Raw genomic sequence first — 22,719 nt, forward strand, 5'->3', positions numbered from 1 at the left:
TCGAGACATGGCACAGGGCAGCTACGTCGAACCGACCTTCGAGCGCGACACCAACTACATCAACGACCGCATCACCCAGGATGGAGCGGACGGGTGGCCGGTCGAGCCGGGCCGCTATCGGCTGGTCGCGGCACGTGCGTGCCCGTGGGCGAGCCGGGCCATCATGGTGCGCCGATTGCTTGGCCTGGAGGATGCGATCTCGCTCGGGCTCTGCGGTCCGACACACGACTCGGACAGTTGGACCTTCGACCTCGACGACGGCGGCCTGGACCCGGTGCTGCGCATTCCGCGGCTGAAGGACGCCTACGACAAACGGTTCCCCGGTTACCCGCGGGGGATTACCGTCCCGGCGATCGTTGACGTGCCGACCGGCGGTGTCGTCACCAACGACTTCGCCCAGATGACAATGGATTTCGCGACCGAGTGGACCGACTTCCAGCGCGAGGGCGCGCCTGACCTGTGGCCGGTCGCACTGCGTGACGAGATGGCTCCGGTGATGAAACGCATCTACACCGAGGTCAACAACGGCGTCTACCGGTGTGGCTTCGCCGGCACTCAGGAGACGTATGACGCGGCATACGACCGACTCTTCACCGCCCTCGACTGGCTGGAGGAACGACTCGCGGGGCAGCGCTACCTGATGGGGGAGCACCTCACCTGCGCCGACGTCCGACTCTTCACGACACTGGTGCGGTTCGATCCCGTCTACCACGGCCACTTCAAGTGCAACCGGCAGAAGCTGGACGAGTTCCCGGTGCTCTGGGCGTATGCCCGAGATCTGTTCCAAACACCGGGTTTCGGCGACACCGTCGACTTCGAGCAGATCAAGCAGCACTACTACGAGGTGCATCGCGACGTGAACCCGACCGGCATCGTGCCGCTCGGACCGGATCTGACGAATTGGTCGGACCCGCACGATCGCGAGTCGCTCGGCGGTTCCCCATTCGGTGAGGGCACGCCTCCGGGTGAGATCGCACCGGCCGAACGGGTACCGGAAGCGGCCAATCCGGCGCTCGGTCCCGACGGTCAGCTGCGGCGCTGACGGCGGCGGATCAGCACGATCGCGCCTGCGATCGCGGCGGCCGACACGACCAACAGCACCGCGACGTCGACGGGAATGAAGTATTCGTCGCGGTAGGCGTAGTGGACCACCGGCGTGTCGTGGGGTGCGCGTGCGAACGTGAAGTCACTGCGCACCTGTTCACCCGGGTGATCGAAGGTCTGGGTGAACTCGGTCAACCACGCCTTGCCTGCGCTGAGTCGTTTCAGGTCCGGTGAGGTGACCAGCGAGGTCCGGACGCGGTCGGCATACGCCGTGTGCAGCTGTCCCTGGGTCGCTGTCGGATCGGTGCGCTCGACCCGATGGTCGGCTAGCACGTAGGTCCTGACGTGCTGAGTTTCCTTGGCACCGCTCGACATTCGCATCGGATAGACGAGTGTGTCGCTGGCGAATTCGAGGCTGACCGGCGGCAGCGTGCCGGTCAGTGACTTGCCCTCCGCGGTGAGCGTCATGGCGGTGAACGCCCAACCCTTGTCGAGGTACGGCGTCACGAGTGCCTCGAACTGCGGCGACATGACGAAACCGCGGCTGTCCAGCCAGCTGTGCAGGTCAGCGGCGTTGTTCGCTTTGATGCTGACCGCCTTCAATGGTCCGAGGTCGACTTCGCCGAGCACCTGGACACCTGCTGGCGAGGATCTGGCTTCGTTGTCGCTGCCCGACGATCCGTGGTCGCCGAAGAACAGTGGTGGGCCGAAGAAGTGGTGACGCTCCTTGCTCCGCGGGGCGGTCTGGTCGGCGAGGTCGGTGAAGATGTCGCGATCTGCCAGGGCGGGGGTGGCCGGTGCCGGGGTGGGCACGAGCAGTCCGGCGCGTGCGGCGTCGGACTTTGCGGACAACGACATCACGATGGTTTCGCGTCCCGCGCCCTGAGTGACCAGTGCTGTCTCTCCGGTGACCGTGGTCGAGTTGCCCGGAGGCTGGACCATCCCACCGCATGCGCAGGCCATCGCCGGTGGTGTCACCACGACCAGCCCGATCGTCGCCATGACGACGGCAGTCAGGAGTTGCGCGCTACGGCGTAGCCACCAAGCCGTCACCATCGTCGTTCCTCTCGTTCGGGACATCGCGGCTCCGATGCCGGCGGACGGGCCTCGGTTCCGGCGCATCGTGGACGTTTCCGAATTGTGACGGCGATACGGTCAGGTCATGCAACGGATCCCGGTGGTCATGGACGTCGACACAGGTGTCGATGATGCCTGCGCCCTGCTCCTTGCAGCGCTTCACCCCGCGGTCGATTTGCGGGCTGTCACCTGCGTCGGTGGCAACACCGACGTCGCGCAAGTGACTCGAAACACGCTGGCAGTGCTAGAGATCGCCGGTCGAGACGATGTGCCGGTCGCTCGAGGTGCCGAGCGTCCGCTCATCGAGCGGGCCGTGCACGCGCGGCACGTGCACGGTGACGACGGGATGGGTGACCTGGGCTGGGTGCACACGGATCGTGAGCCGGACCCGCGGCACGCAGTCGAGTTGCTACGAGACGTTCTCGGCGACGCAACCGAGCCGATCACTGTGGTGCCGACCGCGCCCATGACCAACCTTGCGTTGTTGGCACGCACCTATCCGGAGGCACTGCGATCGGTGGGTCGGATCGTCTTCATGGGTGGGGCGGCCCAGCGCGGCAACGCGACGGCGTCGGCGGAGTTCAACGTCTTCCACGACCCGGAGGCGACGGCAATCGTGCTCGAGGCGGCGGCCGAGCACGGCATACCCGTGACGATGTACGGCCTGGACGTCTTCTACGACCCGACGGTCACTCGCGCCGAGGCTCAGCAGCTGGCGGCCTCGACGGATGACATGGCGCGGCTCGCCGGTGAACTCATCGAATTCCAGTGTGAACGCTTCGGATCCGAGCAGGCGACGATCGGCGATGCCGGAGCGGTCTGCGCGGTCATCGACCCAGGCGGGATCCAGACCAGTGCACTCCCGGTCCGTGTCGAGCTCGCCGGCACCTGGTCCAGGGGACGAACGATCGTCGACGTACGTGACTGGAGCGGCGACCTCGCTCATGACCCGCACGGCCGGGCGGACGCCGTCATCGACGTGGCGCTCGAGATCGACGGACGTCGCTACGCCGACCTCTGGTTGGAGACGGTCCGCCGCACCTGAGACCCGGACACCGGAACGGATGAGAACGTCCGGGCGTTGCGGCCGGTGTGGGTGATTGGTGGGACCGCGCGACTGCGACCACGCCCGCACCGGACCTACGCGTCACGGTGCTGCTGGCGGTGGTCGCCGTGGCGTGCATCGCCTGGGCTCCCGTATGGCGGGTGACACCTCGTCACCGTCGTCCACGAGGGAGCGCACGGGGTCACCGCGCTGCTGGTGGGCCGTCGCCTGTCCGGCATACGACTGCACTCGGACAGTTCGGGCCTCACCGTCTCCCGTGGTCGGCCGACCGGTGTCGGAATGATCCTCACCCTGCTCGCCGGGTATGTCGGACCGTCCGTGCTCGGACTGCTGCTGGTCCTCGGTGTCCACGTCGGACACGCGATCGGGGCGCTGTGGCTGCTGCTCATCGCACTCGTGATGCTCCTGCTGCAGATCCGCAATCTCTATGGCCTGTGGGTCGTGCTGATCAGCGGTGTGCTGCTTGTGGCAGTCACCGGGTGGCTCGACCCGGTGGTGCAGACGGGAGTGGCTCAGGTGATCGGCTGGTTCCTGCTGCTCGCCGGGCCGTGGTCATTGGTCGACCTGCAGCGCGGCCGGCGGGCCGGTGTTGCGCGCAACTCCGACCCCGACCAGCTCGCGCGCCTGACGCGAGTGCCGGGCGCGGCCTGGTGGGCGTTGATGTTCCTGGCCTCGCTCGGTTGCCTCGCCGGGGGAGCGCGACTACTGCTTGGTTGAGCGCGTGGCGGCGCAGTCACAATGGTGCCGTGCGAGTTGTGATTTGTAGTGACCACTGGGGAGATGTCCCCGCCTCAGCCATCACCTCGGCCATCGCGCAGGGCTGGCGCGGGCGACAACCGCAGGCCGACCTCACCACCGTGCCGTTCTCGTCCGGCGGTGTGGGCTTCGTGGACGCACTGTCACACGCACTTGAAGCGGATTCGCAGTCACCGCAGACGGATTGGTCGCTATGGCACAACGGCGCTGCCTACCTGGACGGGGCCACACTCACCCGCGGTGGTGACTCGGCACCACTCGGCTCAGCTCTTGCGGGGGCGATCGGCGACGGTGCGCAACGGATCATCGTCGGCGTCGGCGACGCCGCCGGAGTCGACGGCGGAGCGGGCTTGCTGCGAGCCCTCGGACAGAGTGAGGACCTCGCTGTCGCGCTGCCCCGAGCACGCGATGTGACCCGGTCTGTGCAGCTCGTGGCGGCATACGGCGAGGACATCGCGCTACTCGGCCTGCAAGGCGCATCCGCGACGGCGGTCGACACTCTCGGCTGGACCAAGAAACAGGCACAGGACAACGAGCGCCGGATCGGAGAATTCGCCGACCAGGTGCGCCGGGCACTGCCTCCACACAAGGACCTGTTGACCGGGAAGGTGCACCGGCTGGAACGCGACCCCGGAAGTGGCGCGGGTGGGGGTCGGCTTCGCGTTGGCGGCTCTCGGCGCCCGGCTGCTGCCCGGCGCCGAATTCTTCGCCGAGGTGGTCGGCTTGGGACAACAGATCCTCGGAGCCGACCTCGTTGTCGCCGCGACACCGGTCTTCGACTGGCGCAGCCTCGACTACGACGTCGTGGCGACCTCCGTGCGGGCCGCGGCCGCCAACGCCACGCCTTCGATCGTGCTGGCCGAGCGGGTCGATGTCGGACGTCGCGAGACGATGTCGCTGGGCGCGTCCGCGGCATACCCATTGATCGACCCGCACAACGTGCGACGCCGCATCGATCCCGACAAGTGCGTGGCACTCGAGGCGCTGGCACGCCGAGTGGCGGGCACCTGGTCAGCGACCTGACCGGGACGTCGTACCCTGGAGGGGAACAAGAACGGCCAGCACTGTGTTGCAGCAGCTGATCGCCACCCGTTCGACCGCAACGAGAAGGACTTGATGCAATGAGCGTCGACACCAATGCTTCCTCGACCACCGAGACCCACAACGTCGCCGTCACAGACGTCGCCGCGTCCAAGGTGAAGAGCCTGCTCGAACAAGAAGGGCGCGACGATCTTCGATTGCGCGTCGGTGTGCAGCCCGGTGGTTGTTCCGGCCTCCAGTACCAGCTCTACTTCGACGAGCGCACGCTCGACGGTGACCTGGTCCGCGACTTCGACGGTGTCGAGGTCGTCGTCGACCGCATGAGCGCCCCTACCTGGATGGCGCCACGATCGACTTCGCGGACACCATCGAGAAGCAGGGCTTCACCATCGACAACCCCAACGCCGGCAGCTCCTGCGCCTGCGGTGACAGCTTCAGCTGAACCTTTTGCTGCGACTCCTCGCAGCACAGGAAGAGGCCCCCAGCGAACGAGTTCGCTGGGGGCCTCTTCCTGTGCTGGTCGTCGTCTCCGCGGCCGTCCGCTTGTCGATCGGTCGCCCTCGATTTGGGCTGCAGCCACCGACTGACGCAACTAGTGGTGGTTGACGCAACTGCAACTGCGTCAACCGCGACCAATTGCGTCACTCGGCGCAGGCCCCGTCACAGTCCTTGCAGCAGAGCGCGATACCAGCGGATGCCCTCGAGGAACGAGTCCACACCGAGGTGCTCGTCGACGTTGTGCAAGCTCTGCCGCTGCGCCTCGTCCATCCGGAACGGGTTGAAGCGGTAGCAGTTGTGCCAGACCTGCTGGAAATGCCGGGCGTCCGTGGCGGCCATCACGACATACGGGACCGGAACGACGTCCGGCATCACCTCGCGCGTGATCTTCTCGAGCAACGCGAAGGCGTCTCCGAGGTCGGCGACCGGACTCGGGTCGTATGCCGTCCGAACGACCACCTCGACGTCGTCGCCGACCATGGTGCGCACCCGCTCCACTGCGTCCTCGGCGGTCTCGGTGACCGCGACCCGCATGTTGACGCCGGCCGTCGCGGTGGTCGCGAGCACGTTGTTGGCCGGCGCACCGCTGAGCTCGGTGATGGCGTATGTCGTCCGGGTCATCGCCGCGGTCGTCGGCCCCATGCGGGCGAAGACCTTCGCCAGCGGTCGGCGCAACGTGTCGGCGCGGCCGATGAGGCTGCCGAGCGGACCGCGGACGTGCGGGGCGACCCGCTGCAACATCTGCAGGGTCGGCTCGGGCAGTTGCGCGGGCGCCGGATGCTTGTCCAGCGCCAGGATCGCCCGGGCGAGCTTCGCCGGCGCGCTGTTCCTCGGCGGCATCGAGGCATGCCCGCCCTCGGCCCTCGCGACGAGCTCCAGCTCGACAACGCCCTTCTCCGTCAGGCCGATCACCGCGAGCGGCTTCGAGACGCCGGGGAACGCGCCGCTGACCGCCATACCTCCTTCGTCGAGGATCAGCCACGGCTCCACCGCACGTTCCTGCAGTGCCGCGATGGCCGCGGCCGCGGTTGTGCCGTGGACCTCCTCGTCCGCGCCGAACGACAACCACACGTCCTGGGCCGGCTCGACGCCGTCGGCCAGGAGTTCCTCGACAGCGGCGCAGATCGCGACGAGCGACCCCTTGCAGTCGAGCGTGCCGCGGCCCCAGATGACGCCATCCACGACTTGTGCGTCGTATGCCGGATGCGTCCAGTCATCACGCGGATTGACCGGCACGACGTCCTGGTGAGCCATCAGCACGACGGGGCGGTCGTCCTGGGCGCCCTTCCACCGCAGCAGTAAGGCATGATCGCGCAGCTCGACCTGCTCACACGTCGCGAACAGCAGCGGGAAATGGGCTCGCAGGTCCGCGTGCAGCCCGTCGAATTCAGTGTCGTCCTTGGCCATCCCGGCAACGGTGCGGCGCCGGACAGCGGCCTGCAACGCCGCGACTGCATCGATCATGGGCGGGAGTCTAGGCAGTTCGGCGGGCAACCGGCGGGACTCGTCCGTTGGTGGGTGACCGACGCCCATCACCGCTGTCATAGGTTGTTCCCCATGAAGATTGCCGTGACCGGATCCATCGCCACCGATCACCTGATGACGTTCAAGGGTCGCTTCGCCGACTCGCTCGTCGTCGAACAGCTGGACAAGCTCTCGGTGTCGTTCCTCGCCGACGATCTGCAGATCCGGCGCGGGGGAGTGGCAGCCAACATCTGTTTCGGTATGGCGAACCTCGGCCTGCACCCGATCCTGGCCGACGCGGTCGGTGAGGACTTCGCCGATTACCGGTCCTGGCTGGAGCGGCACGGCGTCGACTGCAAGTCGGTCTACGTCTCCGAGACCAAGCACACCGCGCGGTTCGTGTGCACCACCGACGACGACATGGCGCAGATCGCGACCTTCTACGCCGGCGCGATGAGCGAGGCCCGCGAGATCGAGCTCGAGCCGATCGCCCGCCGGGTCGGCGGACTGGACCTGGTGATGGTGGGCCCGTCCGACCCCGAGGGCATGCGTCGCCATACCGACGAGTGCCGCCAGCGCGGCATACCGTTCATCGCCGACCCGAGCCAGCAGCTCGCCTTCGCCGACGGCCCGTTCATCCGCGACCTGATCAGCGGTGCGGACTACCTGTTCACCAACGAATACGAAGCCCACATGACCGAGCAGAAGACCGGTTGGTCGGCCGACGAGGTCCTGGAGCAGGTCGGCACTCGGGTCATCACCAAGGGCAAGGACGGCGCGGTCATTCTGCGGCGCGGGGAGGAGCCGATCGAGGTCCCCGTCGCCCGCGAAGTGCGGCGCCTGGACCCGACCGGAGTCGGCGACGCCTTCCGCGCCGGCTTCCTGGCCGGGCTGACCTGGGAGCTGGACCTGCGCACCTGTGCCGAGGTCGGCTCGATGCTGGCCACTTATGTCCTGGAGACCGTCGGAACCCAGGAGTACATCCTGCGCAAGGACGACTTCCTCGCCCGCCTGGGCGAGTCGTATGGCGAGAAGGCCGCAGCCACCGTCCAACCGCTGCTGAGCTGCCCGCGCGGCTGAGTCACTGAGTCCCGCCGTGCCCGTCGAACCCGCCCCGAGTCGGTGGAACCTCGATGAGCAACAGCAGGACGACGTCACACAGGACCTCATCGCGGTCGGAGCCGACCTGCAGCCGGGGACCCTGCTGGCGGCATACCGTGCCGGCATGTTCCCGATGGGGATCGGCGACGACGGTCGGCGGCCGATCGGCTGGTGGTCGCCGGTCCGCCGCGGAGTGCTGCTGCCGGGCGATTTCCACGTGTCGCGTTCGCTGCGCCGGGCGAGACACCGTTTCCAGGTCACGTACAACACAGCCTTCGAGGCCGTGGTCGACGGGTGCGCTGACCGATCCAGGCCGGGTCGTTGGATCACGCCGGACATCCGGGCGGCATACGAGCAGCTGCACAGGCTCGGCTGGGCGCACTCCGTCGAGGCCTGGGACGCTGACGGTCGGCTCGCCGGTGGGTTGTATGGCGTGTGCACCGGCGGTGTCTTCGCCGCGGAGTCGATGTTCCACCGGGCGACTGATGCCGGGAAGGTCGCCGTCTGGGGGCTGACCGAGCTGGTCTTCGGTGATGGCGATGACCGGCGACTGATCGACGTGCAGTGGCAGACCGAGCACTTGGCGACGCTCGGGGTCCGAGAGGTCTCGCGGCGGGACTATCTGCACCGCGTGCAGCTCGCCGCACAGGCGCCGTTGCCGCCCTGCTGGGACGACACGGCGGACATCCATTGACGGTCCGACCGGCCGATCTTCGACCGGGTCGGGGAGTCCGCACCACTCACCGGCGACCTGCGGTGACGCTTCGGGCACGAATCTGTCGAGTTGGGCGTTGGCACAGTCGAATTGATGGCTTCCACAGGCCTGCCCTGACGTCGACTTCGAATACGGCTGGGATAGAGTTTGCCTGTGCCCGGATCTGACAAACCCCTCGTGGAATCCGCGCGCCGTTCCCAGTCTCCTGGGCGGCGGCGGCGTAGCAAGATCGCCTTCGGAGGTCTGATTGCCGTCAGCGCAATGTTGCTGACCGGCTGCACCCCCGTGGAAAAGCGCGGTTACCTACCCAAGGGCGTCACCAGCCTCAGTAAAGAGATCACCGACTTCTGGGTCTCGGCCTGGGTCTGGGCGCTCGTCGTGGGCGTGATCGTCTGGGCGATGATCATCTACTGCATGATCCGCTACCGGCGGAAGAAGACCGATGTCGGTCTGCCGCCGCAGCTGGCCTACAACGTGCCGATCGAGATCCTCTTCACGGTCGTGCCGCTCTTCATGGTCGCGGTGTTCTTCGGCAAGACCGTGCAGATGGAAAACAAGATGCTCGACACGAGCGGGACGCCGGACGTCACGGTCAACGTGGTCGGCAAGCAGTGGTCGTGGGACTTCAACTACGTCAACGCCAAGGTCTATGACGCCGGCGTCCAGGCCGACATGACTGCCCCGAACCCCGAGAGCACCATTCCGACGCTCTACCTCCCGGTCGACAAGAGGGTCGAGTTCGTGCTCACCTCGCGGGACGTCATCCACTCGTTCTGGGTCATCCAGTTCCTGCAGAAGATGGACATGATCCCGGGCAAGGTCAACAAGTTCGACGTCACGCCGACGCAGATCGGGACCTACCAGGGCAAGTGCGCCGAGCTCTGCGGCGCCTACCACTCGCAGATGCTCTTCAACGTCAAGGTCGTCAGCCAGGCCGATTACAACAAGAAGATGCAGCAGTTGCGCGACGAGGGCAACGTCGGCTTCCTGTCCAACGCGCTCAATCGTGAGACTTCGACGATCGAGGCCAAGGACCAGACGAAGATGCAGCAGTACCTCCCCAAGGGGATCACGGGCTCTGACATCGTCACCGAAGGAGCGAAGTAATGGCCAGCATCGCCACACCACGCGTCGGGGACTCGGGCGACACGGGTGACGCGCGTTCGGCCGTCCGGGTCCGCACCCGCCATCCCGGCCGCACGTTCGTCAAGTGGATCACCGCGACGGACCACAAGGTCATCGGCAACCTCTACTTCATCACCTCGTTCGCGTTCTTCCTGGTTGGCGGCGTGCTCGCGCTGATGATCCGCGCGGAGCTGGTCTCACCCGGCCTGCAGATCGTCGACAACCCGGAGCAGTTCAACCAGCTGTTCACCATGCACGGCACGATCATGCTGTTGCTTTTCGCGACACCGCTGTTCGCCGGCTTCGCCAACGCGATCATGCCGTTGCAGATCGGCTCGCCCGATGTGGCGTTCCCGCGGCTGAACATGTTCGCTTACTGGCTCTACCTCTTCGGCGGCCTGATCGCCAGCGCCGGCTTCATCACCCCGCAGGGTGCGGCCGCGTTCGGTTGGTTCGCCTACGCGCCGCTGTCCAACGCCACCTACAGCCCCGGCGTCGGCGGCAACCTGTGGGTCTTCGGTCTGGCGCTCGCCGGTTTCGGCACCATCCTCGGGTCGGTCAACTTCGTCACGACCATCGTGTGCATGCGTGCACCCGGTATGACGATGTTCCGGATGCCGATCTTCACCTGGGGCATCCTGATCACCTCGATCCTGGTCTTGGTCGTCTTCCCGGTGCTCGCCGCCGCGTTGTTCGGGCTCGGCGCCGACCGGATCATGGGCGCGCACGTCTTCGATCCGCAGACCGCCGGTGCGATGCTCTGGGAGCACATGTTCTGGTTCTTCGGACACCCCGAGGTCTACATCATTGCGTTGCCGTTCTTCGGCATCATCTCCGAAGTCATCCCGGTGTTCTCCCGCAAGCCGGTCTTCGGCTACAAGACCCTGGTTTTCGCAACGATCTCGATCGCGGCCCTGTCGGTCAGCGTGTGGGCGCACCACATGTACGCCACCGGCCAGGTGCTGCTGCCCTTCTTCGCGATCATGACGATGCTGATCGCGGTGCCCACCGGCGTGAAGTTCGTCAACTGGGTCGGGACGATGTATGGCGGGTCCCTGACGTTCGAGACGCCCATGCTCTGGGCGATCGGCTTCCTGGTGACCTTCCTGTTCGGTGGTCTGACCGGCGTCATCCTGGCCAGCCCGGCACTGGACTTCAACCTCACCGACTCCTACTTCGTGGTGGCGCACTTCCACTACGTGGTGTTCGGCACCGTCGTGTTCGCGATGTTCGCGGGCTGGTATTTCTGGTGGCCCAAGCTCACCGGCCGGATGCTCGACGAGCGACTGGGCAAGATCCACTTCTGGCTGCTGTTCATCGGCTTCCACACGACCTTCTTGATTCAGCACTGGCTCGGCGTGAAGGGTATGCCGCGCCGGTATGCCGACTACCTGCCGGCCGACGACTTCCAGTGGATGAACGACATTTCCTCGGTCGGTGCCCTGATCCTGGGCATCTCGATGCTGCCGTTCATGTACAACGTGTGGAAGACCTGGCGCACCGCGCCGATGGTCGAGGTCGACGACCCGTGGGGTTACGGTGCCTCGCTGGAGTGGGCGACGTCCTGTCCGCCGCCGCGACACAACTTCGACTCGATCCCGCGGATCCGCTCCGAGCGACCAGCGTTCGACCTGCACCACCCGGAGGCCGCCTCCTGGACCGTGAAGGCGTCTGAGGACACGCTGGCCCAACTGACCAGCCCGACAGACCGGGGCGACCAGTCGTTCATGGGTGACAAGCCCGGAAAGGGCGAGTGAGGCTTGCCATGAAGGTCGAATTCAAGCTCTTCGGGCTCCTGTTCGTGTTCAGCGTGGTCGTGGGGACGATCTATGGCATCTTCACGTACTGGGATGAGCCGGTCGGTGCGGTCGGGCTCTACCTGACGGGTGCCCTCTGTGCCCTCATCGCCGGCTTCCTGTGGTGGACCGGCCGCAAGATCGACCTGCGCCCGGACGACGACCCGATGGGTGAGCAGGCCGACGTCGAGGGTGACTACGGCTTCTTCAGCCCGCACTCCTGGTGGCCGCTCTTCCTGGGCGCCTCACTGGCGATCGTTGCCCTGGGCCTGGCCGTGGGCTGGTGGCTGGTGATGCTCGCGGTGCCGTTCGTCGCACTGGCCGCGATCGGCTGGGTCTTCGAGTACTTCAACGGAGAGCACTCCATCTAGTCACCCCACGAAGTTTCTCCCCCGCTGCGCTCCTCCGAATACTTCGCGGGGACCCCGACTTCCCTGAGAAACGCTCTCCGATCCACGAGAAGCGGCCCGCCATACACCTGATGTATGGCGGGCCGCTTTCGCGTGTGTCCAGCCCGGCTTCAGCCCCAGCCGAGCTCGTGCAGACGCTCGTCGCTGATGCCGAAGTGGTGGCCGATCTCGTGCAGAACCGTCACCCGGATCTGTTGCAGCAGCTGGTCGCGGGTGTGACAGTAGCGGGTGAGCGGCCCGCGGTAGATGTAGATCCGGTCGGGAAGGTTTCCGAGACCGTAGCCCGAATCACGTTCGGTGAGGGGCACTCCGACGTACAAGCCGAGTAGGCCCGGGACGCTGCCCGGCTCCGGCTCGTCCTCGACGGTGATGGCCACGTTGTCCAGCCGGTCAAGCAGGTCCTGCGGAATGGTGTCCATGGCATCCGCGGCCGCGTCCTCAAACTCTTCGCGGCTCATGGCGACGGGCATCTGGCGACTCCGTTCGGTGGTGGAGCAACAGCTTAGAGCGGTGCTTCGAGCATGCCGAGAGGCCCACCCGCACAACGTGTGCGAGTGGGCCTCTCAGGGTTGAGGTGCGGCCTCCGGTGGGGAGGTGTCTCCTGCTCAGTCCTGCTTGTCGTGCGGTGACGGGTGACCGTAGGCGTGTGCCGCCCCGATCTCCTCGGCGCCACCGTGCATGTGGCCGAACTCGGCCTCATCGGGGTGCGACTCGATCTCTTCGCCGGCCTGGCCGTCGTGGTGCGCCGACGCCAACTCCATCGGGGTGACGGGCTCGACCCGGTCCTTGAAGTAGTAGTGCGACAGGCGGGCCCGCATGCGGTCCTTACGGGCGCTCTTGCGGTGCACACCGTTGCTGTCGGTCTCCGACGTCAACTCCACCGGGGCGGGGGATTCGAAAGCGACCAGGGGCCAACGCTCGTAATCGCTGAGATCCTCGTGGGCCTCGAAGAAGCGACCCTTGTTGGTCCGAACCAGGCGGCCGCTCTCGCGGCCGTGCAGCACCAGGTCACGGTCATAACGCTGCAACGACAAACACATTCGCTTGACCACCCAGAAGACGATGATCGGCATGATGATCAACCCGATCTGGAAGCTTCGGGTGATGTCGTCGATCGACAGATGGAACTTGATGGCGATGATGTCATTGCCGCAAGCGGCGAACAGGATGCCGTAGAAGGTGATTGCCGCCATACCGAGACCGGTGCGCGTCGGCCGGTTGCGCGGCCGGTCGAGGAGGTGGTGCTCCTCATTGTCGCCGGTGACCCACTTCTCGATGAACGGGTAGAGGCCCATGATGGTCCACAGGATCGGGATCATCAGGATCGCGCCGATCATGATGTTGAAGCTCCAGGTCTTTCCGAAGAGGTTGAACTCCAGGAAGCCGGGCAACAGTCGTAGCGCGCCGTCGGCGAAGCCCATGTACCAGTCCGGCTGGGAGCCGGCGGTGATCATCGTGGGTTCGTAGGGGCCGTACATCCAGATCGGGTTGATCGAGACCAGACCCGAGATCAGCGCGGTGACGCCGAAGACGATGAAGAAGAAGCCACCGGCCTTGGCCGCGTAGACCGGCATCATCGGGAAGCCGACGACGTTCTTGTTGGTGCGACCGGGGCCGGGGTACTGGGTGTGCTTGTGCACCATCACCAGGATGATGTGCGCGGTGAACAAGCCCACCAGAATCGCCGGCAGCAGCAGCACGTGGATGGTGAAGAACCGAGGGATGATGTCCTCCCCGGGAATCCGCCGCCGAAAAGGATGTAGCTGATGTAGGTGCCGACCACCGGTATCGACAGGATGAAGCCCTGCATCGCGCGGATGCCGGTGCCGGACAACAGGTCGTCCGGCAGCGAGTAGCCGATGAAGCCCTCGACCATGGCCAGCATCGCCAGCAGCAGACCGATGATCCAGTTGATCTCACGCGGCTTGCGGAAGGCACCGGTGAAGAACACCCGGAACATGTGCAACGCGATCGCCACCACGAAGATCAGCGCCGACCAGTGATGGATCTGCCGGATCAGCAGGCCACCCTTGACGTCCATCGAGATGTTCACGGTGGACGCGAACGCCTGGCTCATCTGCACGCCCTTGAGGGGGACATAAGAGCCGGTGTATGTCGTCTCGCCCATGCTGGGCACGAACCAGAAGGTCAGGAAGGTGCCGCTGATCAGCAGGATGACCAGCGAGTACATCGCGATCTCACCGAGCATGAACGACCAGTGGTCCGGGAAGACCTTCTTCATCAGGTAACTGATGCCCTTGGCGGAGCCGGTACGCTCGTCCATCCAATTGGCGACGGCGCCAACGGGGCCACCGCCTCCGGCGGGGGCGTCCTTCTTGTCGTCCGCGCGCAACGCGTCAGCGGTGCTGCGGGCGGTCACGTTCTCGGCGCTCATCAGCCACGCTCCCAGAAGCTCGGTCCGACCGGCTCGTCGAAGCCGTGCGGTGCATAGAGGTACCCGTTGTCGTCGACAGAGATCTTCAGCTGCGGCAAAGGACGTTTCGCCGGGCCGAAGATGACCTTGCAGTCCTCGGTCACATCGAACGTCGACTGGTGGCAGGGACACAGCAGATGGTGTGTCGTCTGCTCATAGAGGCCGACCGAGCAGCCGACGTGCGTGCAGATCTTGGAGAACGCCACGACGCCGCCCTGGCCCCAGTCCTTCTCGCGGGTGCTCTTGATCAGCTCTTCCTGCAGCGAGATCAGGATGACCGCTGCCTTGACCTTCTCGTTGCTCGGGTTCTCCGTGTCATTGATGCCCTCGGGCAGAACGTGGAAGACCGAGCCGAGCGTGACGTCCGACAAGCGGATCGCGGTCCCGTCGGGGTCGCGCATCAAGCGGCGAGGACGGGTGACGGGCTTGCCGTTCTTCATCTCCGGCTTGCCGTTGGCTCCTACGACCGGAACCTGGGTGTCCCACAGCGTGGTACGCAGGTCCTCGACGTCGCCCTTGAAAGGCCCGAGGCCACCGACCAGCTGCAGGCCGAGCGGTATGGCGAACAGGCCGAGAGCGCCACCGAGGCTGTACTTGATCAGTGGACGGCGGTTGATCTGCGAGGACTCGGCACCATCCGACATGACCTCGATGAAGCCGGCTCGCGACTCGTCGTCCGAGCGCAGGGTATGGCGCTCTTCGACGACCTCCTCGTCGGACATCAGCGTCTTGGCCCAGTGGACCGCGCCGAGGCCGATCCCGAGCAGCGACACCGCGAGCGTCACGCCGAGGGCGACGTGCAGCGCGTGCACCTTGCCGAGGATCGGGAGGGTGACGTTGTCGTCCTTGCCGATCACGGCGTATGCGACCACGAACAGGACCGTCGCGAGCATCGACAGGCCGAACAACGAGGCGACCTGTTGCTCGCTGCGGCGTGCCGCAGCTTCGTCGTGGTCGCCCTGGCGGTGTACGTGCGCCGGTAGTCCGGGGTTCTCGAACACCGCCGGGTGGGCGTGGTCCTCACGGGTCGCGACCGTGTGGCCGGACTCGTCGCGGCTCACCGCGGTCTCCGGGGAGAGCGAATTTTCGTTGTCGTCAGTCATCAGGCGGCCTTCTTACCGAGCCAGACAGCGATCAGGATCAACATGCCGATGCCGATGGTCCACGCGAACAAACCCTCCGGCACCGGACCGAGGTTGCCCATGCTCCAACCGCCCGGGCTGGCCTCGGCCTTGACGTTCGACAGGAAGGAGATGATGTCCTTCTTGTCCTGCGGCGTCAGGTTGGAGTTGTTGAAGACCGGCATCGACTGCGGACCGGTCTCCATGGCTTCGTACATGTGCCTGCCGGACACGTCCATCAGGTTCGGGGCGAACTTGCCGCGGGTCAACGCACCACCGGAGCCGGCGAAGTTGTGACACATGGCGCAGTTGACGCGGAACAGCTCGCCACCCTTGGCAATGTCGCCGCCACCACTGGTCAGGCTCGAGGCGGGGATCGCGGGGCCTTCGCCGAGCGAGGCGACGTATGCCGCGAGCTGGGAGGTTTCCTTGCTATCGAACTGCGGTGTGCCGCGCTCGGCCTGGATGCCGGGGCTCGCCAGCGGCATACGTCCGGTGCCGACCTGGAAATCGACGGCGGCGGCGCCCACGCCGATCAGCGACGGGCCACCGTCGCCGCCGGCGGCGGCCAGGCCGTGGCAGGTCGCGCAGTTGGACAAGAAGAGCTTGTGGCCGGCCGCCGCGGCTTGGGTGCTGCTGCTTGCGGCGTCGGCATTCTTGGGCGCGAACGCGGCGTAGAGACCACCGGTGATGATGAGGCCGAGAAGCAACACGATCGCTATCGCTGCCGGATGCCGGCGGCGGGCAACGAGTGAACTCACGAAGTCGTCCTGTCGTCGTTGAAGGGATGGGTGGGCCGGAAAGGGGCGTCGACGGTCACTGGAGCAGGTAGATCGTGGTGAACAGGGCGATCCAGACGACGTCGACGAAGTGCCAGTAGTAGGACACGACGATCGCGCCGGTGACCTGGTGATGCGTGAACTTCTTCGCGGTGAAGGTGCGTCCGATGATCATCAGGAACGCCATCAGTCCGCCGGTGACGTGCAGTGCGTGGAATCCGGTCGTCAGGTAGAACATCGAGCCGTAGGCATCGGAGTTCAGGGAGATGCCCTCGCCGAACATGTTGGAGTACTCCAGGACCTGGCCGGAGACGAAGATTGCACCGAACAGGAACGCGAGGACATACCACTCGCGCATGCCCCACGAGCTGACCTGCCACAGCTTGCCGTCGCGCTCTGCCTTGCCGGCCTCGGCCTTGAAGACACCGAACTGGCACCAGATCGAGGAGATCACCAGGATCAAGGTGTTGCCGAAGGCAAAACCGACCTCGAGGTGACTGGTGCGCTCGGTCCACAAGGGACCGGCGACGGAGCGAATCGTGAAGTACATCGCGAAAAGCCCCGCGAAGAACATCAACTCGCTGGCCAGCCACACCATGGTGCCGACTGCCGTCAGGTTGGGTCGGCTGACAGGTCCATGCCCTGCCGGGATCCGGGAATCGCTCGTATGAGCCGTCGTTGCGGTCGCCACGTCCGCCATTATGGCCCCATTGGGGCAGGCCCGCACGAGCGACCCCCGAGGCATGCTGAACGGACTTCCGGACGAGTTCCTTTTCGTGCCAGTGGTTCTGCTCAAACCGCAGGTATGACGGTCGGGGCGACTCGAGAATGGTGCCGCCATACGACCGGTCCCTTGCTCTTGAACGCCCGGCTGCTGTCGATCGTGCCCGGAGTGACCAGTAGCATTCAGCGTTATGAGCTCCCCTTCCGCAGTGGTCCCGGCAGAGGGCGTCACGGGTGCCGTGCACCAGTTGAACGTCCTGCTCTACAGCGACGACATCGCGACGCGCGACGCCGTGCGTCTCGGCGTGGGTCGCCGCCCGGCGAAGGACATCGAGATCGCCAGCTGGCGCGAGTGCGCGACGCCCGCGGCGGTCGTGGAGGCCGTCGAGAAGGAGAAGTACGACCTGCTCGTCCTGGACGGCGAGGCCGCGAAGCTCGGCGGACTCGGCCTGTGCCGGCAGCTGAAGAACGAAGTCTTCGACTGCCCGCCGGTCCTGGTGCTCACCGGTCGCCCGTCCGATGGCTGGCTCGCGGTGTGGTCGCAGTGCGACGCTGCCGTCCCGCACCCGATCGACCCGCTGACTATCGGGTCGGCGATCGCCGACCTGGTGCGTCGCGGCGCCGCGTCCTGAGCGATCGCACCGAGATGGCAGCGGAGACCAGTTGGCCGGTCCTGCTCAACACGTTGCTCGACGGTGGCGACCTGAGCGCACCTGAGGCGGGGTGGGCGATGGACCGCATCATGTCCGGTGAAGCCACCGGATCCCAGATCGCCGGCTTCCTCGTCGCCTTGCGCGCCAAGGGTGAGACGGTCGATGAACTGCGCGGCCTGGCCGACGAGATGATTCGGCACGCGGTGCCGATCCGAGTCCCCGGCACCATTCTGGACATCGTCGGCACCGGCGGCGACGGCGCGCACACGGTCAACATTTCCACGATGTCCGCGATCGTCTGTGCCGGGGCCGGTGTGACCCTGGTGAAGCACGGCAACCGGGCGGCGTCCTCGAAGTCCGGCGCGGCCGACGTGCTGGAGGCACTCGGGATCCGCCTCGACCTGACCGCCGACCAGGTCGCATCGGTTGCGGAGGCTGCCGGCATCACGTTCTGCTTCGCCCAGACCTTCCACCCGTCGTTCCGGTTCACCGCGCCCACGCGCAGTGAGCTCGGCATCCGCACGGCGTTCAACGTGCTGGGCCCATTGACCAACCCGGCGGCGCCGCAGTTCGCCTCGATCGGTGTCGCGGACGCGTCGATCCTGCCCTTGATGGCCGGTGTATTCGCCGAGCGCGGTCGCAACGCCGCGGTCTCGCGTGGTGACGACGGGCTGGACGAGGTCACGGTGACCACCACGTCGACGGTGCACTGGGTCGCCGACGGTGAGGTCAGCACGCACACACTCGACCCGCGTGACCACGACATACAACTCGTCGGCATCGAAGCCCTGCGAGGTGGCGACGCTCAGCACAATGCCGCGGTTGCCCGTCAGTTGTTCTCCGGGGCACCCGGCGCGGTACGAGATGCGGTCTTGCTCAACGCCGGACTCGCGCTGGCTGTCGTCGCCGGCGGCGACGATTCCGGTCGGTTCGGTGCGTATGACGATCTGGACGCCGCCCTCGATGCCGGGCTCGCCCGAGCACGAGAAGCGATCGACTCCGGCGCCGCGACGGCGGTCGTCGACCGGTGGGCCGCCGCGACCGAAGCTGCGCGTCGCTAGTCGTCGGGGACGCTAGTCGTCCAGGCCGATCGCGAATGCCGCGCCCAGGTCCTTGCTGGAGTAGGTGCGGAACGCGATGTGCGTCTGCGAGTCGCGCACTCCCTCAACCTTGTTGAGACGGTCGGCGATGACGTCCGCGAAATCTTCGTGTTGGGACACCCTCGCGACCGCGATCAGGTCGACGTCGCCGGTCACGCTGTAGACCTCGGCGATGCCGTCGATCTCGGAAATCTCCTGTGCCACCTCAGGAATGCGGTGTACGTCGGCCTTGATCATCACGATCGCAGAAATCATGGCGCAATCGTAGTGCCACCCGGCGGCCGGGCTATCGGTCGAGATCAGATCGCCCGCAGGCCCGGTCGTCGTCGTGAGATTGTCGAGTCGTCGAAGTCGACAGCGTCGCCGCGGTCGGTCATCGTGTCGTCGAGTGACTCCTGGGCTCCGGCGGCACCGCCGACCGGGCAGACCCACACTCCGTCGATGTCGACGATGCGGACCCCGGGCTGCTCCATCCAGCGCAAGATCTTCTCGGTCTCCTCGTGGGTGGCCGCAGGGACGGGAGCCTCCGGGCGCTCGACGTGTTCGGCGCTTTCGCGCAGCGCGGCGATGAAGCCCCGCGGGTCGGATCGTGGTGGACACACCGTGGCACCGGCGAAGCGGCCGTAGCGGACACAGGTGAACTCCCAGCCCCCGGCAGGTGTGCGCGCTGCGGCGATGATCTCCGGGCTGGTGGCCAGTGGCGTCAGACGTTGTGCGCGTGCGGCAGCTCGCACCAGCGCGAGCATGCGGTCGCGGACCACGGCCGCGTCCTCGAAACGCTGGTCGGCTGCCAGGGCGCGCAGCCGGTCGCCCAGTGCGTCGATCACCTGGTGGCCGTCACCGTCCAGTGCGCGTGCGACCCGGCGGGCGATCTCGGCGTAGTCGTCGGGGGACTGCCGCCCGTCGCACGGAGCACCGCAGCGACCCATCTCGGCGAGCACGCACGCGGAACCGGTGCCCTTGCTCGACAGCCGGCCGGTGCACTGCCGCAGCGGCACCACCTCGTGGACCGCGGCAACTGCCTGCTCGGCGACCGAGCGGGAGGTGAAGGGGCCGGCATAGGTGGCGCCGTCGTCGCGCACGGTGCGCACGATCGACAGGCGGGGAAACACCTCGGCCGTCAGCTTGAGCCACATCGCCCGCTCGGGATGACGCGAGCGGCGGTTGTAGCGCGGCTTGTGCTCGGCGATCAGTCGCAGCTCGCGGACCTGGGCCTCCAGCGTCGTGTGGCACACGATCGGGGTGACCGACGTGGCCAGCCGGACCATCTCGGCCATCCGGGTGCGTTGCTCGCTGGCGGTGAAGTAGTTGCGAACTCGGCGTTTGATGTCGATGGAGGTGCCGATGTAGAGCGGCTCGCCGTGCTCGTCCTTGAAGACGTAGACGCCCGGCGCCGACGGCAACGAATCGGCGAGGAAACGCTTGCGCCGCTGGTCGGGCGTGATCCGTGAGGTGTAGGACCGCAGCTCCTCCAGCGTGTGCACGCCGAGGTTGCCGACGCGCTCGATCAGTCCGTGCAGCACATCGACGGTGGCCTGTGCGTCGTGCAGTGCCCGGTGGTCAGGCGTCACCCGGGTGCTGAAGACGCGAGCCAGCGAGGAGAGCTTGTGGTTGGGGGCCTCGTCGCGGGTCACCAATTGCCGGGCGAGGTGGACGGTGTCGAGCACGACGTTGCCCGGCCAGGGCAGTTGCAGCCGCTCGCAATTGACCTTCAGGAAGGTGATGTCGAAGCGGGCGTTGTGCGCGACCAGCACTGCGTCGCCGATGAATTCGAGGAACGCCGGCATTACTGAGCCGATGTGCGGAGCAGTGGCGACCATCGGGTTGGTGATGCCGGTCAGCACCGAGATGAATGCCGGGATCGGCTCACCGGGATTGACCAGCGTCTGGAACTCGCCGAGCTGTTGGCCGCCGCGAACCTTGACGGCGCCGACCTCGGTGATCTGGCACTCGGTCGCGCTGCCGCCGGTGGTCTCCAGGTCGAGCACGACGAAGGTGACATCGGCGAGCGGTGTGCCCAGGTCGTCGAACGTCGACTGGATCGCGGCGGGAACGGTCATGAGCCGACCGCTGCTGGCTGAACTTCCATGCGACGAACGTATGCGGCAGGTGTGACAAGCGAGCTACGGCTCGCCGCGGACTCAGTGCACAACGAGCAGAACGGCCACGGTCAGCATGGTGAGGCCGACGAGGACGTCCAGCACCCGCCAGGTGCCGGGACGACTCATCCAGCGTGCGGCGTAGCGGGCGCCATACCCGATGACGGTGAACCAGAGGATGCTGCCGATGCAAGCGCCCAGGGCGAACCACCACCGACCAGTCGTGCCGTGCTGGTTGGCGATGTTGCCGAGCATCAGCACGGTGTCGAGGTAGACGTGCGGGTTGAGGAACGTGATGGTGAGCGCCACAGCCGCCACCGACCCGCGTGCCGTCGGGGCGCCGGCGCCGAGCGAGGACGGGTGCCGCGCCGCAAGCAGCGACCGGATCCCGAACCACACGAGGTATGCCGCGCCGAGCCAGCGACACACGGTCAGCGCGGTGGGATGGCTCTGGACGAGCGCTCCCACACCGGCGACCCCTGCCGTGATCAACAGGATGTCGCCGGCGATGCAGATCAGGATCACCGTGCCGATGTGCTCGCGGGACAGGCCCTGGCGCAGCACGAAGGCGTTCTGTGCACCGATGGCGACGATGAGGGACAGACCGGTGAAGAGACCGGTGAGGAGTGCGCTGAACATGGCGGGCCAAACCTACGACCGGAACGCTCTTCAGAACAGCGAATGTTTCTGATGAACCATTAGCATTGCTTCATGAATTTCATTCTGGACAGGCACAGGAAGCTTGAGATGCGTTGGCGTTGCAGGGAGCTCGCGACTCGCAACGCCAGCGCAGAATAAGCCTCCATGCAGGACGAACAGCTCCGCACGTTGGTCGCGGTCGCCGACGAAGGCACTTTCGAGGCTGCGGCGCGGCGGCTCATGATCACCCCGTCGGCGGTCAGCCAGCGGATTCGCGCACTGGAGATTTCAGTGGGCGCCGTTGTCGTGCAACGTAGTTCGCCGGTTCGGCCGACCGAAGCGGGACAAGTCCTGCTCCGCCTCGGCAGGCAGCGGATGGCGCTGGAGGACGAGGCGCTCGCGGAGCTCGGCCTGCGCGAGGGCGGTGTCGACGACCTCGCGATTGCCGTCAACGCCGATTCCCTGGCCACCTGGTTCGAGGAGGTCCTGCGCGTGGCGGCAGAGTGGCAGGACGTCGCACTGCGTCTGCGCGTCGAGGACCAGGCCCACAGCAGCTCCCTGCTCCGTGCGGGGTCGGTGGTCGCCGCGATCACCTCCGATCCGGTTGCGGTGCAAGGGTGTTCCGTCATACAGCTGGGGACGATGCGGTACCTGCCGCTGTGCACCCCGCAGCTGCGTGAGCGGCACCGCCGTGGTCGCAAGGTCGATCTCGGCTCGATGCCGATGGTGCGGTTCAACGAGCGTGACGACTTGCAGGACGAGCTGTTGCGTGTGCGCGACATGCACGCGACCGGCGCCCTGCACGAGGTTCCTTCCTCGGAGTCGTTCGCGGCCGCGGTGGCCGCCGGGCTCGGATGGGGCATGCTGCCGGTGGCGCAGGCGCGCCGCCGGATCGACGAGGGAGAGCTCGTGCGGGTTGTGCGGGAGCACGTCGCCGACGTGCCCCTCTACTGGCAGGCCTGGCGGCTGCGGACCGAATCCCTGCAGCGACTGTCCGATGCCGTGGCCCAGGCATCGCGCAGAGCCTTGTCACACGTCCGCCCTAGCGTTCGAGTCGAAGGTTGATCCATCGACCACG

20 protein-coding genes and 3 pseudogenes are annotated in these 22,719 nt (G+C 66.4%); 13 read left to right on the forward strand and 10 right to left on the reverse strand.

Going from position 1 to position 22,719, the window contains the following annotated elements:
• Positions 1 to 7: 7 nt before the first annotated feature.
• Positions 8 to 1,042 carry a glutathione S-transferase family protein gene (locus tag ACFQDH_RS14125; RefSeq protein ID WP_382402343.1) on the forward strand — a complete coding sequence of 345 codons (1,035 nt, stop codon included), beginning with the start codon at positions 8 to 10 and terminating at the stop codon, positions 1,040 to 1,042.
• Here ACFQDH_RS14125 and ACFQDH_RS14130 read toward each other — a convergent pair.
• Positions 1,027 to 2,100 carry a DUF2330 domain-containing protein gene (locus tag ACFQDH_RS14130; protein WP_382402345.1) on the reverse strand — a complete coding sequence of 358 codons (1,074 nt, stop codon included), beginning with the start codon at positions 2,098 to 2,100 and terminating at the stop codon, positions 1,027 to 1,029. The genes ACFQDH_RS14125 and ACFQDH_RS14130 overlap by 16 nt on opposite strands.
• Before the next feature lie 106 nt (positions 2,101 to 2,206).
• Here ACFQDH_RS14130 and ACFQDH_RS14135 point away from each other — a divergent pair, with 106 nt between their 5' ends.
• From ACFQDH_RS14135 to erpA, 4 genes and pseudogenes are all read left to right on the forward strand, one after another.
• On the forward strand, positions 2,207 to 3,166 hold the full coding sequence (locus ACFQDH_RS14135) for a nucleoside hydrolase (RefSeq protein WP_382402347.1): 960 nt from the start codon (positions 2,207 to 2,209) through the stop codon (positions 3,164 to 3,166).
• Between the two features lie 216 nt (positions 3,167 to 3,382).
• Positions 3,383 to 3,904 carry a M50 family metallopeptidase gene (locus tag ACFQDH_RS14140; protein WP_382402349.1) on the forward strand — a complete coding sequence of 174 codons (522 nt, stop codon included), beginning with the start codon at positions 3,383 to 3,385 and terminating at the stop codon, positions 3,902 to 3,904.
• 38 nt (positions 3,905 to 3,942) lie between these two features.
• Positions 3,943 to 4,966, forward strand: a pseudogene (locus tag ACFQDH_RS14145) (glycerate kinase).
• Positions 4,967 to 5,064: 98 nt separating this feature from the next.
• Positions 5,065 to 5,426, forward strand: a pseudogene (gene erpA, locus ACFQDH_RS14150) (iron-sulfur cluster insertion protein ErpA).
• 218 nt (positions 5,427 to 5,644) lie between these two features.
• Here erpA and ACFQDH_RS14155 read toward each other — a convergent pair.
• Positions 5,645 to 6,946: a M20/M25/M40 family metallo-hydrolase gene (locus tag ACFQDH_RS14155; protein ID WP_382402351.1), complete on the reverse strand. Its 1,302-nt coding sequence runs from the start codon at positions 6,944 to 6,946 to the stop codon at positions 5,645 to 5,647.
• A 93-nt stretch (positions 6,947 to 7,039) separates the two neighbouring features.
• Between ACFQDH_RS14155 and ACFQDH_RS14160 the strand changes: the two genes are divergently transcribed.
• The 5 genes from ACFQDH_RS14160 (at position 7,040) to ACFQDH_RS14180 (ending at position 12,054) form a co-directional block, all read left to right on the forward strand.
• Positions 7,040 to 8,026 (forward strand): carbohydrate kinase family protein, encoded by a 987-nt coding sequence (locus ACFQDH_RS14160; RefSeq protein ID WP_382402353.1) that lies wholly within the window; start codon positions 7,040 to 7,042, stop codon positions 8,024 to 8,026.
• Between the two features lie 16 nt (positions 8,027 to 8,042).
• Positions 8,043 to 8,741, forward strand: a complete 699-nt coding sequence (gene aat, locus ACFQDH_RS14165) for a leucyl/phenylalanyl-tRNA--protein transferase (protein ID WP_382402354.1) — start codon at positions 8,043 to 8,045, stop codon at positions 8,739 to 8,741.
• Positions 8,742 to 8,915: 174 nt separating this feature from the next.
• A complete protein-coding gene (gene ctaC, locus ACFQDH_RS14170; protein ID WP_382402356.1) occupies positions 8,916 to 9,869 on the forward strand; it encodes an aa3-type cytochrome oxidase subunit II in 954 nt (317 codons plus the stop codon).
• Positions 9,869 to 11,644: an aa3-type cytochrome oxidase subunit I gene (gene ctaD / locus ACFQDH_RS14175; RefSeq protein ID WP_382402358.1), complete on the forward strand. Its 1,776-nt coding sequence runs from the start codon at positions 9,869 to 9,871 to the stop codon at positions 11,642 to 11,644. Before ctaC ends, ctaD begins: the two co-directional genes overlap by 1 nt.
• Positions 11,645 to 11,652: 8 nt before the next feature.
• Complete coding sequence (locus ACFQDH_RS14180) at positions 11,653 to 12,054, forward strand: cytochrome c oxidase subunit 4 (RefSeq protein ID WP_382402360.1); 402 nt, start codon at positions 11,653 to 11,655, stop codon at positions 12,052 to 12,054.
• A gap of 149 nt (positions 12,055 to 12,203) precedes the next feature.
• Here ACFQDH_RS14180 and ACFQDH_RS14185 read toward each other — a convergent pair whose 3' ends face one another.
• From ACFQDH_RS14185 to ctaE, 5 genes and pseudogenes are all read right to left on the reverse strand, one after another.
• Entirely contained in the window at positions 12,204 to 12,563 is a 360-nt protein-coding gene (locus ACFQDH_RS14185; RefSeq protein WP_382402362.1) for a metallopeptidase family protein, read from the reverse strand.
• A gap of 135 nt (positions 12,564 to 12,698) precedes the next feature.
• A pseudogene (gene qcrB, locus ACFQDH_RS14190) lies at positions 12,699 to 14,488 on the reverse strand (cytochrome bc1 complex cytochrome b subunit).
• The gene (gene qcrA, locus ACFQDH_RS14195) at positions 14,488 to 15,630 is read right to left on the reverse strand and encodes a cytochrome bc1 complex Rieske iron-sulfur subunit (protein WP_382402364.1); all 1,143 of its coding nucleotides are present in this window, start codon (positions 15,628 to 15,630) and stop codon (positions 14,488 to 14,490) included. The pseudogene qcrB and the gene qcrA overlap by 1 nt, the downstream one beginning before the upstream one ends.
• Complete coding sequence (gene qcrC, locus ACFQDH_RS14200) at positions 15,630 to 16,409, reverse strand: cytochrome bc1 complex diheme cytochrome c subunit (RefSeq protein WP_382402366.1); 780 nt, start codon at positions 16,407 to 16,409, stop codon at positions 15,630 to 15,632. The genes qcrA and qcrC overlap by 1 nt, the downstream gene beginning before the upstream one ends.
• Before the next feature lie 55 nt (positions 16,410 to 16,464).
• Positions 16,465 to 17,127 carry an aa3-type cytochrome oxidase subunit III gene (gene ctaE / locus ACFQDH_RS14205; RefSeq protein WP_382402368.1) on the reverse strand — a complete coding sequence of 221 codons (663 nt, stop codon included), beginning with the start codon at positions 17,125 to 17,127 and terminating at the stop codon, positions 16,465 to 16,467.
• A 214-nt stretch (positions 17,128 to 17,341) separates the two neighbouring features.
• Between ctaE and ACFQDH_RS14210 the strand changes: the two genes are divergently transcribed.
• On the forward strand, positions 17,342 to 17,782 hold the full coding sequence (locus ACFQDH_RS14210; RefSeq protein ID WP_382402370.1) for a response regulator transcription factor: 441 nt from the start codon (positions 17,342 to 17,344) through the stop codon (positions 17,780 to 17,782).
• A 14-nt stretch (positions 17,783 to 17,796) separates the two neighbouring features.
• Complete coding sequence (gene trpD / locus ACFQDH_RS14215) at positions 17,797 to 18,864, forward strand: anthranilate phosphoribosyltransferase (RefSeq protein ID WP_382402372.1); 1,068 nt, start codon at positions 17,797 to 17,799, stop codon at positions 18,862 to 18,864.
• A 12-nt stretch (positions 18,865 to 18,876) separates the two neighbouring features.
• Here the strand turns inward: trpD and ACFQDH_RS14220 are convergent, their stop codons facing one another.
• The 3 genes from ACFQDH_RS14220 to ACFQDH_RS14230 all read right to left on the reverse strand — a co-directional run bounded on the left by ACFQDH_RS14220 (position 18,877) and on the right by ACFQDH_RS14230 (position 21,641).
• Complete coding sequence (locus ACFQDH_RS14220; RefSeq protein ID WP_382402374.1) at positions 18,877 to 19,158, reverse strand: Lrp/AsnC family transcriptional regulator; 282 nt, start codon at positions 19,156 to 19,158, stop codon at positions 18,877 to 18,879.
• A 44-nt stretch (positions 19,159 to 19,202) separates the two neighbouring features.
• Positions 19,203 to 20,963, reverse strand: a complete 1,761-nt coding sequence (locus ACFQDH_RS14225; protein ID WP_382402376.1) for a DEDD exonuclease domain-containing protein — start codon at positions 20,961 to 20,963, stop codon at positions 19,203 to 19,205.
• An 81-nt stretch (positions 20,964 to 21,044) separates the two neighbouring features.
• Positions 21,045 to 21,641: a LysE/ArgO family amino acid transporter gene (locus tag ACFQDH_RS14230; protein WP_382402378.1), complete on the reverse strand. Its 597-nt coding sequence runs from the start codon at positions 21,639 to 21,641 to the stop codon at positions 21,045 to 21,047.
• Positions 21,642 to 21,806: 165 nt separating this feature from the next.
• Between ACFQDH_RS14230 and ACFQDH_RS14235 the strand changes: the two genes are divergently transcribed.
• The gene (locus tag ACFQDH_RS14235) at positions 21,807 to 22,706 is read left to right on the forward strand and encodes a LysR family transcriptional regulator ArgP (protein WP_382402380.1); all 900 of its coding nucleotides are present in this window, start codon (positions 21,807 to 21,809) and stop codon (positions 22,704 to 22,706) included.
• Positions 22,707 to 22,719 lie beyond the last annotated feature (13 nt).

The organism is Flexivirga alba (assembly GCF_042661025.1).
GTDB classification, from domain to species: Bacteria; Actinomycetota; Actinomycetes; order Actinomycetales; family Dermatophilaceae; genus Flexivirga; species Flexivirga alba.

What these genes read in the sequence shown, in the direction of transcription:
- ACFQDH_RS14125 (WP_382402343.1), top strand. Translation starts at nt 8, where the DNA reads ATGGCACAGGGCAGCTACGTCGAACCGACCTTCGAGCGCGACACCAAC.
- ACFQDH_RS14130 (WP_382402345.1), bottom strand. Translation starts at nt 2,100, where the DNA reads ATGGTGACGGCTTGGTGGCTACGCCGTAGCGCGCAACTCCTGACTGCC.
- ACFQDH_RS14135 (WP_382402347.1), top strand. Translation starts at nt 2,207, where the DNA reads ATGCAACGGATCCCGGTGGTCATGGACGTCGACACAGGTGTCGATGAT.
- ACFQDH_RS14155 (WP_382402351.1), bottom strand. Translation starts at nt 6,946, where the DNA reads ATGATCGATGCAGTCGCGGCGTTGCAGGCCGCTGTCCGGCGCCGCACC.
- ACFQDH_RS14160 (WP_382402353.1), top strand. Translation starts at nt 7,040, where the DNA reads ATGAAGATTGCCGTGACCGGATCCATCGCCACCGATCACCTGATGACG.
- ctaD (WP_382402358.1), top strand. Translation starts at nt 9,869, where the DNA reads ATGGCCAGCATCGCCACACCACGCGTCGGGGACTCGGGCGACACGGGT.
- ACFQDH_RS14180 (WP_382402360.1), top strand. Translation starts at nt 11,653, where the DNA reads ATGAAGGTCGAATTCAAGCTCTTCGGGCTCCTGTTCGTGTTCAGCGTG.
- ACFQDH_RS14185 (WP_382402362.1), bottom strand. Translation starts at nt 12,563, where the DNA reads ATGCCCGTCGCCATGAGCCGCGAAGAGTTTGAGGACGCGGCCGCGGAT.
- qcrA (WP_382402364.1), bottom strand. Translation starts at nt 15,630, where the DNA reads ATGACTGACGACAACGAAAATTCGCTCTCCCCGGAGACCGCGGTGAGC.
- ctaE (WP_382402368.1), bottom strand. Translation starts at nt 17,127, where the DNA reads ATGGCGGACGTGGCGACCGCAACGACGGCTCATACGAGCGATTCCCGG.
- ACFQDH_RS14210 (WP_382402370.1), top strand. Translation starts at nt 17,342, where the DNA reads ATGAGCTCCCCTTCCGCAGTGGTCCCGGCAGAGGGCGTCACGGGTGCC.
- trpD (WP_382402372.1), top strand. Translation starts at nt 17,797, where the DNA reads ATGGCAGCGGAGACCAGTTGGCCGGTCCTGCTCAACACGTTGCTCGAC.
- ACFQDH_RS14220 (WP_382402374.1), bottom strand. Translation starts at nt 19,158, where the DNA reads ATGATTTCTGCGATCGTGATGATCAAGGCCGACGTACACCGCATTCCT.
- ACFQDH_RS14225 (WP_382402376.1), bottom strand. Translation starts at nt 20,963, where the DNA reads ATGACCGTTCCCGCCGCGATCCAGTCGACGTTCGACGACCTGGGCACA.
- ACFQDH_RS14230 (WP_382402378.1), bottom strand. Translation starts at nt 21,641, where the DNA reads ATGTTCAGCGCACTCCTCACCGGTCTCTTCACCGGTCTGTCCCTCATC.
- ACFQDH_RS14235 (WP_382402380.1), top strand. Translation starts at nt 21,807, where the DNA reads ATGCAGGACGAACAGCTCCGCACGTTGGTCGCGGTCGCCGACGAAGGC.